The sequence below is a fragment of the Bacillus sp. TCT6 genome (genome assembly GCF_056033845.1).
This window is the reverse complement of record NZ_JBVYHX010000001.1, coordinates 4,440,077-4,453,858: the sequence shown is the minus strand read 5'-3', so window position 1 is coordinate 4,453,858 and position 13,782 is coordinate 4,440,077. Positions and strand designations below refer to the sequence as shown.

Annotated in this window: 19 protein-coding genes; 12 read left to right on the top strand and 7 right to left on the bottom strand. The window is 34.3% G+C overall.

Annotated elements, in window-relative coordinates:
* Positions 1–394: 394 nt before the first annotated feature.
* From AC0ONG_RS22835 to AC0ONG_RS22815, 5 genes are all read left to right on the top strand, one after another.
* Entirely contained in the window at positions 395–1,060 is a 666-nt protein-coding gene (locus AC0ONG_RS22835; protein ID WP_000110281.1) for a PspA/IM30 family protein, read from the top strand.
* An 80-nt stretch (positions 1,061–1,140) separates the two neighbouring features.
* Positions 1,141–1,545: a DUF350 domain-containing protein gene (locus AC0ONG_RS22830; protein WP_000220087.1), complete on the top strand. Its 405-nt coding sequence runs from the start codon at positions 1,141–1,143 to the stop codon at positions 1,543–1,545.
* Between the two features lie 21 nt (positions 1,546–1,566).
* Entirely contained in the window at positions 1,567–2,073 is a 507-nt protein-coding gene (locus AC0ONG_RS22825) for a DUF4178 domain-containing protein (protein WP_474204169.1), read from the top strand.
* Positions 2,074–2,085: 12 nt separating this feature from the next.
* Positions 2,086–2,904 (top strand): DUF4247 domain-containing protein, encoded by an 819-nt coding sequence (locus tag AC0ONG_RS22820; RefSeq protein ID WP_000071190.1) that lies wholly within the window; start codon positions 2,086–2,088, stop codon positions 2,902–2,904.
* A gap of 98 nt (positions 2,905–3,002) precedes the next feature.
* A complete protein-coding gene (locus AC0ONG_RS22815) occupies positions 3,003–3,221 on the top strand; it encodes a hypothetical protein (protein WP_000214757.1) in 219 nt (72 codons plus the stop codon).
* A 98-nt stretch (positions 3,222–3,319) separates the two neighbouring features.
* Here the strand turns inward: AC0ONG_RS22815 and AC0ONG_RS22810 are convergent, their stop codons facing one another.
* Positions 3,320–4,192 carry a YitT family protein gene (locus tag AC0ONG_RS22810; protein WP_000411240.1) on the bottom strand — a complete coding sequence of 291 codons (873 nt, stop codon included), beginning with the start codon at positions 4,190–4,192 and terminating at the stop codon, positions 3,320–3,322.
* A gap of 241 nt (positions 4,193–4,433) precedes the next feature.
* Here AC0ONG_RS22810 and AC0ONG_RS22805 point away from each other — a divergent pair, with 241 nt between their 5' ends.
* Entirely contained in the window at positions 4,434–4,763 is a 330-nt protein-coding gene (locus AC0ONG_RS22805) for a zinc ribbon domain-containing protein (protein WP_000540175.1), read from the top strand.
* 73 nt (positions 4,764–4,836) lie between these two features.
* On the opposite strand, the gene AC0ONG_RS22800 is transcribed toward AC0ONG_RS22805, so the two are convergent.
* A complete protein-coding gene (locus AC0ONG_RS22800; RefSeq protein ID WP_116366427.1) occupies positions 4,837–5,871 on the bottom strand; it encodes a YdcF family protein in 1,035 nt (344 codons plus the stop codon).
* A gap of 677 nt (positions 5,872–6,548) precedes the next feature.
* On the opposite strand from AC0ONG_RS22800, the gene AC0ONG_RS22795 reads away from it, so the two are divergent.
* Positions 6,549–6,782 carry a spore germination protein gene (locus tag AC0ONG_RS22795; protein WP_002005871.1) on the top strand — a complete coding sequence of 78 codons (234 nt, stop codon included), beginning with the start codon at positions 6,549–6,551 and terminating at the stop codon, positions 6,780–6,782.
* Between the two features lie 166 nt (positions 6,783–6,948).
* On the opposite strand, the gene cydB is transcribed toward AC0ONG_RS22795, so the two are convergent.
* A complete protein-coding gene (gene cydB / locus AC0ONG_RS22790; protein ID WP_000017662.1) occupies positions 6,949–7,977 on the bottom strand; it encodes a cytochrome d ubiquinol oxidase subunit II in 1,029 nt (342 codons plus the stop codon).
* Positions 7,967–9,316 (bottom strand): cytochrome ubiquinol oxidase subunit I, encoded by a 1,350-nt coding sequence (gene cydA, locus AC0ONG_RS22785; RefSeq protein WP_001286166.1) that lies wholly within the window; start codon positions 9,314–9,316, stop codon positions 7,967–7,969. Before cydA ends, cydB begins: the two co-directional genes overlap by 11 nt.
* A 224-nt stretch (positions 9,317–9,540) precedes the next feature.
* Here cydA and AC0ONG_RS22780 point away from each other — a divergent pair, with 224 nt between their 5' ends.
* Positions 9,541–10,104, top strand: a complete 564-nt coding sequence (locus AC0ONG_RS22780; protein WP_000838173.1) for a beta-class carbonic anhydrase — start codon at positions 9,541–9,543, stop codon at positions 10,102–10,104.
* Here AC0ONG_RS22780 and yidD read toward each other — a convergent pair.
* A complete protein-coding gene (yidD, locus tag AC0ONG_RS22775; RefSeq protein ID WP_000809334.1) occupies positions 10,101–10,337 on the bottom strand; it encodes a membrane protein insertion efficiency factor YidD in 237 nt (78 codons plus the stop codon). The two genes, AC0ONG_RS22780 and yidD, sit on opposite strands and share 4 nt — an antisense overlap.
* Before the next feature lie 128 nt (positions 10,338–10,465).
* On the opposite strand from yidD, the gene luxS reads away from it, so the two are divergent.
* From luxS to AC0ONG_RS22755, 4 genes are all read left to right on the top strand, one after another.
* The gene (gene luxS / locus AC0ONG_RS22770; RefSeq protein WP_001141371.1) at positions 10,466–10,939 is read left to right on the top strand and encodes an S-ribosylhomocysteine lyase LuxS; all 474 of its coding nucleotides are present in this window, start codon (positions 10,466–10,468) and stop codon (positions 10,937–10,939) included.
* A 236-nt stretch (positions 10,940–11,175) separates the two neighbouring features.
* Positions 11,176–11,937 carry a MerR family transcriptional regulator gene (locus AC0ONG_RS22765; RefSeq protein ID WP_000362242.1) on the top strand — a complete coding sequence of 254 codons (762 nt, stop codon included), beginning with the start codon at positions 11,176–11,178 and terminating at the stop codon, positions 11,935–11,937.
* A complete protein-coding gene (locus tag AC0ONG_RS22760; RefSeq protein ID WP_079246059.1) occupies positions 11,934–12,629 on the top strand; it encodes a DMT family transporter in 696 nt (231 codons plus the stop codon). The genes AC0ONG_RS22765 and AC0ONG_RS22760 overlap by 4 nt, the downstream gene beginning before the upstream one ends.
* Position 12,630: 1 nt before the next feature.
* Positions 12,631–12,945, top strand: coding sequence for a DMT family transporter (locus AC0ONG_RS22755; protein ID WP_000312334.1), 315 nt, complete (start codon positions 12,631–12,633; stop codon positions 12,943–12,945).
* A gap of 25 nt (positions 12,946–12,970) precedes the next feature.
* Here AC0ONG_RS22755 and AC0ONG_RS22750 read toward each other — a convergent pair whose 3' ends face one another.
* Positions 12,971–13,201, bottom strand: a complete 231-nt coding sequence (locus AC0ONG_RS22750; protein WP_000957185.1) for a DUF3953 domain-containing protein — start codon at positions 13,199–13,201, stop codon at positions 12,971–12,973.
* Between the two features lie 342 nt (positions 13,202–13,543).
* Positions 13,544–13,774, bottom strand: a complete 231-nt coding sequence (locus AC0ONG_RS22745) for a DUF3953 domain-containing protein (protein WP_000912056.1) — start codon at positions 13,772–13,774, stop codon at positions 13,544–13,546.
* Positions 13,775–13,782 lie beyond the last annotated feature (8 nt).

Here is a 13,782-nt window from a genome sequence, read left to right as displayed (position 1 = left end):
CTCCTTTTATATGTTTTATAGTAAATACAATTTTTGTATTATTGCTTACATGTGAAGAAGCTTGTTTGTTGCTTCTGGTATTAGTGTATAAGAAATATCAGAATGCAACTATCGAGTTAGCTTACAGTAACATTACACTTATGTAATTTAGTGAAATCGCACAAAAGTAAGTTAATTTCAAAGAGGGATAATGAGAATATATTATAAATACAATATTGTATATAGAATGTCATATTATAATGGATGTATTTTGGAAATAACATGTAAGGACATATTAGTTTTGTTATAATAAACAAATAGGCTGTAAAATGAATATTCTTTACTGTAAAGGGAGATTTTTCAGTTTTCCAAGTAGTGAATTTGAAATATGAGGTTTATCATAGGAGGAATTTAGATGTCTGTATTTAAACGATTAAGAGATTTAACAATGTCAAATGTGTATTCATTAATTGAAAAAGCGGAAGATCCAGTTAAGATGACTGATCAATATTTACGCGATATGCAAGCCGATGTACAAGAAGCTGAGAAAAGTGTAGCAGCTCAAATCGCACTTGAGAAGAAATTCAAAATATTATTTGAAGAGCAAGAAGCACTTGTGAAAAAACGTGAAGAGCAAGCTCATATGGCTGTTCAAGCTAATAACTTAGATCTTGCGCGCCGTGCATTAGAAGAAAAACAAAATGCAGAGCAAAAAATGAATGAATATAAAGCAAGCTACGAGCAAAATAAAGCTGCTGCTGATAACCTGCGCCTTAAGCTAGAAGAAATGCGCAAGCAATTAACAGAGCTGAAAAATAAACGTGAAACACTTGTAGCACGTGTAAATGCAGCGAAAGCACAGAAAAATATTAATCAGGCAATGTCTGGATTTGATTCAAATTCAGCAAAAGCTGGTTTAAGCCGTATGGAAGAGAAAGCTCTTCAATTAGAGGCTGAAGCGGAAGCAAGCGGTGAAGTTTATAAGAAAGAAAAGTCATTAGATGATGAATTCGCAAGCTTAAACAAAAATTCTGCTGTTGACGATGAATTGGCTCGTATTATGAAGCAGTATGAGAAATAATATAGAATAAAGACAAATGAACCGACATGTCTAAACAAATTCATGTCGGTTTTCTATTATATTTTTGAGGAGGTTTTGCAATGACATGGATGAATGTAGTTGCCATGCTTGTATGGACTGGAGCGAGTGCAGTACTTTTATTTGCAATTATGTGGGTTGATTCAATTTTTACAAAATACAATGATTTAAAAGAAATCAAAAATGGAAATACAGCTGTAACAACTCGTTTTATTATGAAATTATTTGCACAAGGGTACATTTTATCTCAATCAATCACGAAAGCAAATGACTTATGGCAGGCGCTTCTTGCTTCAGCAGTTTCTTTCGTTATTTTATTAGTTGTAGAAATGTTTATCGAATTTGTGTTAAAGAAAATGTCTGGCTTAGATTTAGAAGAAGGTACGAAAGAAGGTAGCGTTGCACATGCGATGTTAGCTGGATCATTACATATTGTTGGTGCACTAATTTTAGGTGCTTGTTTATAAAGAGAAAAGGAGGGGTAGATTATGAGTTTATTTAAACGAATTAAAAATATAATGAAAAGCCCAGAGCCACCGAAGCCGGAAAAGAGTCTTTTAACGTTAGCTCCTGGCGATATGATTGAAGTTTCATTAGTTATGTACGAATTGACTGGGAAAACGAGTATGCATTCTCGTAAAGAAATTGTTTTAACACTGCAAGATGGAAAAGATATTCGTTATTTAAAAATTGAAGATCGTGAAAATACGTATTACAAATTATATACTCCAATTGATGGTCGCTTAGATTCAATTGATGAAATTCCGACGACAATTGAAATGGATGATACTGAGTACCATATGGAAGGACAATATAACGGACGTGTTGTTGTGATGGGGAAAACACCATTCTCAGCTTCAGAGGAACAGTACGTATGGGAATTCCAATCAGATAATCGAAAATTATTGCGTATTGAATGGCAAAATGGTCGCACAATGATGTATGAGGGAGAAGCAATCATTCCTGCTGATGTACAAATTATAAGAGCAACGTAAGGGGGCGTAATCATGTCAAACCGATTGTTTACCATGATTAAATCGTTTGTGATCCCTATACTTGCTATCGTTATATTACTTGTTGTTGCTGGTTATGCCTTATCAGGTTGTCAAGGCGGGCAGACAAAGTCGATTCAAGACCGTTATCCACTTGAGTCTGTCGCAAAGGAAGGTAAACAAGAATCTTACGTGTATAGGGCCGCCAATCGGTCAGTTCCTGAAGTAGCGAAGGAACTCATTAACGAAAGAGAACCGAAGCAAGCATCTAAAGAAGACGAAAATCAAATGTTCCTCGTTTATTCTGACAAGATTTATAACTTGCAAAAGGATAAAGAGAAACCATCGGATACGTTAATTGAAATAAGTAATAAAGAATTTGTCCGTCAAAATTATCAACCGTCCTTCTTGCAAGGATATATTATGGGTAGCATATTAAACGATATATTTGGTTCACGAAAATCATCATACGGTGATTATCGAGGATATAACGACAGACAAAATCATAAACCAGTCATTCCAGAGAGACCACCTACGAAAGAAGAAAAGAAAACCCCACCTCCAATTACGAAGGAAGGGAAAGGGTCTATTATTAAGCGAGGCGATAATGTAGATTCGAAACCATCAGTAGGTGATAAGGGAAGTATTACTGAAAAAGGAAGTAATACGACGCCCCCACCCTCTACTGGAAGCAAGGGTAAAATTACAAAAACACCAGGCGGTTCAAGCGGATCAGATGTGAAGCCGAAATCATCTATTAAAACTCCGCCAAGGAATACATCTCCCCCGAAAACGAGGGTCGGTGGTTCAGGAAAGATTACGAAGAGAAGATAGTGTAGAGACCGAAAAGTGTAAATTACTTTTTGGTCTTTTTTTGTTATGGGAATTAATTCCTTATAACTGGTACAATTGAAGTATAAGGAGGGGATAGTATGACTACGTATAAAAGATTTAGTGTAATTATGTTCCTTGTATTATTCCTCAGCTTGTTTATTAGCACGACAATGAAATTTCATTTTGTAGTAGGTATTCTATGGATACTGTGTACATGCACTTTATTTTTGTATATCCCGCTGCGTTTTCAACATGAAGTGACGGCTTTTCAAAAGTATGTAGCGTGGATTAAACGTGGGAGTCGGTGGGGCGAGTAAAAATATATCTACGTACTGAAAAAAACTTACAACTATAGCAATTTAATAATAAGAAGAGGGTGTGCCAAATTGTTGGCCCACCCTCTTTTTCATAATGATTAATGAATATCACGTTTCTTGAAATTACCGCCTTTTACTTCTGCTACGTCATAAACTGTAATAAAGGCGTGTGGATCGATTTCATTAATAAGTTCTTTCATTTTACTTTCTTCTAAACGGTTAATTACACAAGAAATTTCTTTGAATTTCTCTCTTGAATAACCACCGTATACTTCGTTATATGTTGCACTTCGGCCTAAACGATCGCGAATTGTTTCTACCATTAATTCAGGCTCTTTTGTGATAATTTTAAATGCTTTTGAACCACTTAAACCAACTTCAACGATATGAATCACTTTCGAAGCGATAAAGTAAGCAATTGCCGAAAGGATAGCTCCTTGAAGGCCGAATACCGTTGATACGAAAATAAATACGAACATGTTTAAGAATAAAATAAGGTCACTCGTTCCAAATGGTAACTTACGAGAAAGCAATACAGCTAGCATATCGATTCCATCTAATGCCCCACCGTTACGTAATGCTAGTCCCATACCAAAACCGATAATAATACCACCAACAACTGTAACTAATAATGTATCGCCTTCGATAATAGCTGGTATTCCGTGCATGACAACGGTACCTATTGCTAATGAAGCGATTCCAATAATAGAATAAATTGCAAAGCTTTTACCGATTTGCTTATATCCTAACCAAACGAAAGGAATGTTAATAACTGCGATTAGAGCTCCTAATGGCAATCCAAATAATCTTGAACTAACGATACTTAAACCAGTCACACCACCGTCTGATACGTTATTTGGAATTAATACTGCTTCTAATCCGTACGCTGTGATAAATGCCCCAATAATAATCATCAAAGCTTTCGAAGCAATTTTTAGCTTATTGGGCTTGTTTTTGATAATTTTCTCCATATAATTTCCTCGTTTCAAACTAGTTTCTTGTTTGTTACATAATTCACACCTAAATTTTATTTTAACATTTAATTTGAAAAAATTCTCCTTTAATGGATGTATGCAGGGAATATTATGACCATATTATTATTTTAAATACAACTGTAGAAGATTAGAGAGTGATCATAATTTTAATATAAAAAAGTAGAATGAATAGTATGGATATATACATTTGGGGCACTAACCTTAGGGAGGGGGTTATGTGGGATACTGTACGAAATGTGGAAATGAAACGAACGAGGGCAACAAGTTTTGCGGGCAGTGCGGGGAGAGTCTTAGCTATAAAACGGTAGGGGGAAGTTTTCCGAATAGCAGTTCTAATAGTAGTATAGAAATTTTTTCTTTAGTCGGTTTCATCACTGGATTAATATCTTGGTTTATAAACTTATGGGGGCTTATTGGTAGTGTAGCTATCGTATTTTCTATATTGGGTTTAAACAAAAAAGTGACGGGTACGAGTAAAACATTTGCTATTGTTGGAGTGATTTCTGGAATAATTAATGTGTTGTATGCTGTTACGTTATTTATTTAAATTTGATGAACAAAAAGGTATAAAAAAGTCCCCTGTGCATAAAGCATTCAGAGGAATTTTTATTTGATAGCTATTAAGAAACAATAAAACTAATTACTGTTAGGAATAAAGCGAAGCCTAAAATAGTTCCACATATTTTCATATGGCGCTTACGTCCCATAACAACAATTGCGACATATTCACGAATCATTGCGTTAGGCCAGTAATAAAATGCAGTTTTTGATCCGATTCCTTGGCTATTAAGGCCAGCTTGTCTTGCATATATACCAGCGCGGAAAAGATGGAAATTATTCGTTGTAAAAATACTTCTATACTTACCTTCTGGTTTTAAAGAATCCATAATTTCTTTAGAGAACAACATATTTTGATATGTGTTTACAGAGCGATTTTCTTGCACTGTATGTTCAAGAGGAATTCCTTTTTCAACAGCATAATTTTGCATCGCTTCCGCTTCTGGAAGGCCTTCATCTGGACCTTGACCACCAGAGAAAATAATTGTTGGTGGTGTATTCACAGCTGCTTGTTTCCAATAAAAGTCGATAGCTTTATTAATACGACTTGCAAGTAAAGGTGGTACTTTATCATTAATTAAGCCGCTACCGAGAACGATGATGAAATCTTGATTACGTCTTGGTCTGTTGAATTGATATAAAAAATATGCGCTTAAGAAGTTAGATAAATGCACAAAGAAATACATAGTTATAAGAGAGATAGCAGCAAAGATAAATTGAAAATGCTCTGAGAATAAATTTGCTGGATTTATGATAGGGAGCATTATAAAGAATAAAATCCCTAAAGCAGCAATTAAAGTTAAAGAGTTTGTGAAGCGTCTTCCTTCACGTTGCATTAAAATTTTTGCATTAAGAAAGAGTCCGAACATTAAAGCGACTATAGCAAAAGGAATCATTACAAGTAGTGCTAACATGGGGATGATAACGATAAAATGTAAATCGTTATTACCAGACTCAAATGAGGCTATAGCGCAAAATAATAGAAATGAACAGATAAAGGCATTAAATAAAAAGCCGTTTATTATTTTCCGCGGATCTTTTAAATACGAGATAAGAAAAATAATAAACAATATAAGAGGAATAATTCCAAAATACAGCATAAATATAGTACACCTCAACTTGTATAAGAATTTGACATACCTTTTATATTACATGATTATATAAGTAAAAATGAAAGAAAAAGGATTTTGAATTTTCTCAATAAAATATATGGATACATATGTTACAATATATTCAAAGCGATATATTAAAAGTAAAATGGTTGAAGAGGCACTCAGTAGAGTGCTTTTTCTTTTTGTATGTAATTGTGCATATTATATTTTTTTTCAAATGAAGAGGATTACAATATAAGTTGTAGACAGACTTTATAAAGCAGAATTTAATACAAACATTTCCCTCTACTTTTTGTATCTAACAATCGTATAACAATAAATAATTCTGTTTTATAGTGTCTGTTTTTGAAAGGTGGCTTCTTTGGAGGCACTTTTTTTTTATTAGTATAGATAGTTTTCACTGTTAGCATAGTGTAAACTATCTATACTAAACATTAGCAATCTTCCGTATAAATATTATCAATTTACTATATATTCCAGTGGTGTTAACCTACATATGAAAGGCTTTCTTTTTCAAAATATTACCCCTAATAAAATTTTGAAGAAGTCAACTGTCTCCAAACTTGTCTTTATGCTTAAGGAAAAAGCACTCAATTTGAGTGCTTTTTCTTATTAAAACATGCTATTTTTCTAGGCGATTTTCATAAAATAAAAGTAAAGAAATGAAAGTGGGTGACAAAATGCCAGCAGTTGTGGAAGGTGTTATTATTGAAAACTGCAATGGAACAATTAATGTAGGTGATAAATATAACGTACAGCCGATTGAAAAGACGAAAGCTTACAATGGATCGGGATCATCAAATACAGGAATGAAAGTACAAACGTTTAGCGGAATTAGTACAGCTGATGTATGGGATAATGATGTGAATGATCAGGGGATACAGTTTACTTTATAGCACAATATGTAAAATTGCATAAAATGATGAAGTTGCCCTATGATACAATCTAGCTGTGAGCTGTTAATGATTCTTCTGTATTATAGTTGTTAGATTAGAAATATAACATCTTATTAAAAATCATACGTATAAAAAAGACACTTCAACCGAAGTGTCTTTTTTTATTTTAGTGATACCCTTTAGCAGAGTCTTTATGAATTTTATTTTTAAAGATACTGTAGCTCCAAAGCTGATATCCAATAACGATTGGTACCATGACCATTGCAACGAAGAACATAATCTTTAAGTTTAATTGACTACCAGCTGCGTTGTATAACGTTGTACTGTATGCATCGTTAATACGAGATGGTAACATTCTTGGGAACATACCTGCAAAGCCAGTTGTCATAAACATTGCGATTGTTAGGCAAACGAATGTGAATGCAAGGCCAATTTTATGTTTGTACACCATAATAAGTGCGAGTACACTCATTAACATTGCAAGTACTGGAAGAATGAATAGTACCGGATATTCCGTAAAGTTTTGGAACAAGTTTGTCCGATTAGCAGTTGCTACATAGAAGATAGCTAAAATAATAGCTGCTGCCATTGAAAACGGTCTCGCGATTTTATAAGCACGGTCGGATACTTCACCAGTCGTTTTAATCATGACCCAAAGGGCACCGGATACGACAAATATAGCAGTGAAGAACAATCCTCCTAAAATACCGTAATGGTTTAATAAGCTAAGTAAATTTCCTTCATAACCATTTTTTCCGATTTGTAGTCCGTAATAAAGATTAGCGAACGTAACACCGAATAGGAAAGCAATTAAAAAACTCCCAATTGCAAATGCCCATTTACAAGTTTTTTGCCAAATCGGTGAATCATCTTTATGCATGAATTCCAGCCCAGCGGCACGAGCAAATAGTGCAAGTAATACTAAGAATAACGGTGTATAGAGATAACTAAACATATTTGCATATGTGACTGGGAAGGCAGCAAATGTTGCGCCACCAGCTGTAATTAACCATACTTCATTACCGCCCCAGAATGGACCAATTGCTTCTTGTAATTGATTTCGTTCTTGTCGATCTTTCGTAACGAAAGGGAAAATCATTCCGTTACCAAGTGCATACCCATCAAGAATGAAGTAAACTGTCCAAATCACGCCCCATAAACCAAACCAGATGATTGCAAGCATATCATGAGACATGAGCCACACCTCCCTCAGTAGCAGGTTCTTCTAATGCTGCAGGTCCTTTTTTCGCGAACTTCAGCATTAAGTATACGTCTGCAATTAAAAGTAAAGTGTAGAACAAAATTAAACTAATTAATGAGAACCAAATTTGTGGAACTGATATAGGCGATACAGATTCTGCTGTACGCATTAGTTTATATACTGTCCATGGTTGACGACCTACTTCAGCGACAATCCATCCTGCGTTAATCGCGATATAAGGAAGTAAGACAGACCATATTGTAATTTTTAAATAACGTTTTGAGTTTTCTAGTTTTCCTTTTCGGTTTAAATAGAAGCCGTACCAAGTTAATGCCATAAAGAACATACCAAGTGCAACCATTAAGCGGAAGCTATAATACACGAGGTTAACATTTGGACGTTCATCTTTCGGAATATCTTTTAAACCAACAATTTCGCCATCAAATGAGTTTGTATAGAAGAAGCTTCCGAGTTTTGGAATCGTAAGGAATTCAAAGTTCTTCTCATTTTTTACATCAGGAATTTGAACAATTGAGAAGCCTTGTCCTTTTCCAGTTTCCCAAACTGCTTCCATCGCAGCTCCTTTTGCTGGTTGATATTTAGCTGCTGATACACCAGATTGATGTCCCATAAACGGTGTAATTGTTGCGGCGAATAAACCTAGCATTAAACCAAACTTAAATGATTTTTTGAAGAATTCCACTTCGTTTTTACGTAATAAGTGATAGGCACTAATTGCCATAACGAAGAAAGCACCTACGATATAACAACCAATGACAGTATGGAAGAACATATTCCAAGCATATGGATTTGTAACGAGTGCCCAGAAGTCATTTAATTCAGCGCGGCCGTTACGTACTACGTAGCCAACAGGGTTTTGCATAAAGCCGTTTGCTGTAATAATCCAAAGTGCGGAAATATTTGTTCCAAGTGCAACCATCCACATACAGAAGGCACGGAACTTTGGTGAAATTTTGTCTTTACCGAATAACCATATTCCCATGAAAGTAGATTCTAAGAAGAAGGCAACAAGTGCTTCAATTGCGAGAGGTGATCCGAAAATATCTCCCATATATTTGGAGTACTCAGACCAGTTTGTTCCAAATTGGAATTCCATCGTAATCCCGGTTATAATCCCCATTACGAAGTTAATTGTAAATAATTTACCCCAGAAATTTGCCATTTTACGGTATGTTGGATTCAATGTGCGGGCGTATTGAGTTTCCATACATGCTACTAAAATGACAAGTCCGATTGTCAAAGGTACAAATAAAAAGTGATAAAAAATAGTAATTGCAAATTGAAAACGACTCAGTAACAGAACGTCGGACATAATGAATATTCACTCCTTTTTTACATTATCTACAATCAGTTTATAGTGAAAATACGTTTGAAATAGAGGTGACTTGTTACAAAGGTGTGTGTATATTTTGAAAGAATTATGTCGATTATCTGAAAATATCCTATTTTTACTATAAAGCGATATCCTTTTTGAGTTTTTCATATTTTGGTACACTATATAAGTAATGTAAATGAGAGAAAAGAGGGTTTTTTACTATGAAGTCATTAGAAGAGATTTTACAATACAATGAAAAATTTGTTGAAGAGAAAAGATACGAAGAGTATGAAACGGGAAAATTCCCGAATAAAAAAATGGTAATTATCTCTTGTATGGATACTCGTCTTGTTGAATTATTACCAAAAGCAATGAATATGCGTAACGGTGATGTGAAAATTATTAAAGTAGCAGGAGCTGTTATCTCACATCCATTCGGAAGTATTATGCGTAGTATTTTAGTTGCTGTATATGAACTTGGTGCTGATGAAGTTTGTGTAGTTGGTCACCACGATTGCGGTATGGCAAAAATTCAGGCAAGCAGTACAATTGAGAAGATGAAAGAGCGCGGTATAACAAATGAGAAATTAGATACACTCCGTTATTCTGGAATCGATTTAGAAAGATTCCTACAAGGGTTCTCTAGTGTAGAAGAAAGTGTAGAACATAGTGTATCAATACTTCGCAACCATCCATTACTTCCAGAAGAAGTACCTGTTCACGGTCTTGTTATAGATCCTGATACAGGAAAATTAGATTTAGTTGTGAATGGTTACGACAATTAAGAATTTACTTTGTCATCCTTTTTATCTGGGACAGGATCAAATCCTCCCGGGTGGAAAGGGTGACATTTTAATATACGCTTACAAGTAAGCCAAAAACCTTTGAGTGCACCATGTTTTTGAAACGCCTCTAATCCGTAATGAGAACAAGTTGGATAAAAGCGGCATGTTGGTGGTGTCATCGGAGAAATGAACTTTTGATAAAAGCGTATAATCCCAATAAAAATCTGTTTCATAATGGTCTCCTTTTCAGCATACTCTTAAAGTATTATAGCACGACTGTACATAATACTTTACTAATGTGCATTTCCGTTATATCATATTGGATATAACGGAATTAAATTAAAAGCGGGAGAGATGTTGTATGCCATCAGTAGAAAGCTTTGAATTAGATCATACGATTGTAAAGGCACCTTATGTAAGACATTGCGGAGTTCACAATGTAGGTAGTGACGGTATTGTAAATAAATTTGATATTCGTTTCTGCCAACCGAATAAACAAGCAATGAAACCAGATGTTATTCATACGTTAGAGCATTTATTAGCATTTAATTTACGTAAATATATTGATCGTTATCCGCATTTTGATATTATCGATATTTCACCGATGGGCTGCCAAACAGGATATTATCTTGTAGTGAGCGGAACACCGACAGTTCGAGAAATCATTGATTTATTAGAACTAACATTAAAAGATGCGGTTCAAATTACAGAAATTCCGGCTGCAAATGAAACGCAATGTGGTCAAGCGAAGCTTCATGACTTAGAAGGAGCACAACGCTTAATGAACTTCTGGCTAAGCCAAGATAAAGATGAACTTGAGAAAGTGTTTGGATAAAGAAAAACTGCCTGTTAAAGGGCAGTTTTTTTATTTGTAAAAGAGAAAAGTACAGGTTTTATAGAAAAACGATGAGTTTCACTTATGAGCATTTTTAAGAAATGAAAGGCAGTAGGTGAATATATTAATGAGAGCTCCTGTTTGAAAAACAGGAGTTTTTTGTGTGAATGGAGTATTGACTTTAACGTATACGTCAAAGTTTATAGTGAAGATAAATAAGGCGTGAGGAGGAAACGATGGATAAGTATAGCATTGGTGAAATTTCAAAAGAAACGAATGTAACGACGAGAACACTTAGATATTATGAGGAAATTGGATTATTAAAACCGTCGTACGTTGCTGAGTCAGGATATCGTTACTATTCAAAAGATGATGTAATTACATTGCAACAAATAACAACGTTTAAAAAGCTTGGTTTTAAGCTTTCGGAAATAAAAAAAGTGTTAAAAGAGGAAAAGGGGAATTCAGAAGAAAGATGGAAAAGTGCAATTCAAAATGAAATTCAAACAATACAAGCGGAAGTAAAAAGATTAAAGGACTTAGAAAAACTATTATATACAGCATTTCATTCCATTGAATTAACAGGAGAGCTTAAAACAGAAGATTTAATGTTATTCATAAAATCAGTACAGGGAATTGAGCAGAGAGAAAATTTCCGACAAAAATATTTTACGGAGGAAGAACAGAAGGTTATAGAGGATTTACCAACACTTGAAGAAAACGATGAAAGAACAAAAGAATGGTTACAAGTATTAAGAGAAATTCGTCAGCGTATAAATGAACCAGTAGATTCACCGGAAATTCAAATGTTAGCGGAAAGGGTAGTGGCTTTTTCAATGCACGTATTTCATGAAGATGAACAATTAATAAATAAGTATTGGGATTTAATTAAACCTGAAGAGGGAGAGATTGCAAGAGTATACGGACTTGATTTAGAAACGATGAATTATATAGAAAAGATGATAGATTGTTATTTAAAAAAGGAGGAGGGTAAATGACTGGCGCGGGAAAAGAGAAGCTATATGGAATTAAGCATGCGCGGATGGAGAGGCAATATTTTTATAAGCATCTGGGGGTTTTCATTTTTGCACAGATTCTATTTATTTTTATAGTAGGGCTTGTACCAGCTCAAGAGTTGCCAAGCGGTTCCTATTTCCTTCATATGAAAGAGTGGATTTTAAATAAACAAATTGGATTTTATAAAAATGAAACGATTAATACGATTACAAGTGTCTGGACATCAGTGCTTATTATTCATTTTATATGGGCGATGTCTTACATTCTTTTTCCGAAAAAGAAGCGTAATTCTTCGAAACAAGAAACAAGAGAAGAGATAAAAGAAGAAGTGAAAAAGAAAAAGGAGATTAGCATAAATAGGGCGTGGATGTATTTAGTATTTGGGGGCTTAATTGAAATATATTGGGCGACAGGATTAAAAACAAATTCAATGAGTATTTTGACACTCATTGCAATTTTAGTGAGCTTTCAACTACTAATTGAAGCAACTAAAAAAATTCCAATTGGTACGGCATATGCAGTATTTACTGGAATTGGTACAGTTGGAACGATATTGGTAGATATTTTATATTTCAAAGAACCATTTTCGCTCATCAAAATTTTCCTCGTTTGCTTATTGGCACTATTTATTATCGGATTGAAATTTAGTGGGAATAAGGAAGAGGTGAAATAAAGTGGCATGGATCTATTTAATTATAGCTGGGCTCTTTGAAATTGTCGGTGTAATTGGGATAAAGAAAGTAGCAAAAAATAATAGTTGGACGAATAATATTATTTTAATAGGTGGTTTTATTATTAGTTTTCAATTTTTAACGATGGCGCTTCAAGAAATTCAGTTATCGATCGCATATGCAGTTTGGACTGGAATCGGAACGCTCGGGGCAGCAGTTGTCGGTATTTTATTTTTTCAAGAACCTAAAAACGCTTTTCGAATTATTTGTATTGTTGGGATTATGGGGACGATTATTGGATTGAAAGTAGTGAGTTAAAGAAGAGCACACAAGCTCTTCTTTTTTATGGAAGTATGTCAGAAATCCCAACGAAGAAAGTGATTATCCCAACTATAAAACAAAAGATAGCTTTCGATTTTTGCTTTTGTTGTATTTCAGCAACTCCCGAAAGAATAAATGTGATGCTTAAAAGGATAAATACATAAGAGAAAAGAATAGAAATTCGTGTAAAAAGACTAAAAAAAGCAAGAATAAAAGCAATAGCAGATAGTAAGATTCGAAGGTTTGTTAGCATAGTATCCTCCAATTTATTAACTGTTTAAAAAATCCAAATTAGTGAGAGGTAATGGTCAGTAGGTGATTGGAAATTACATGTTATCTTTAGTGAAAGTAGTTCGATATTACAATGAAGAGCATAAGACTAGAAACGAAAAAATGCGAGATACCCATTGATTTTCTTCCGGATTTCAGTTCATTAATTCCTAGAAGAATAAAGAAACAACTGAGAGCAAATTGCATGTATGGGAGAAGTGTGAAGTTGTCGGTAGCAAGAGAATAAGTGCAAAGAGAGAGTGTGAGAAGCATGAAAAAATAGCGTAATCCAGTTAGCATTGTATACCTCCTTTAAAGGGACTATTTATCGAAATATTTCTGAGAAGCCAAGAAATAAAGCACCAGCTCCTGCTAACAGAGCAAGTATACTACCACCTTTTTGCTGCTTTAAGATTTCCTCTATACTAATAACGAAAGCCATCATCCCTAAAAAGATGAACATATAAGGCATAATTTCTCTATTACTAGTAAAGAAACTATAGATTGCTATACATAAAGCAATAAGTGATAAAGTAATCCGTACTCCTTTTAGCATGCATGTAC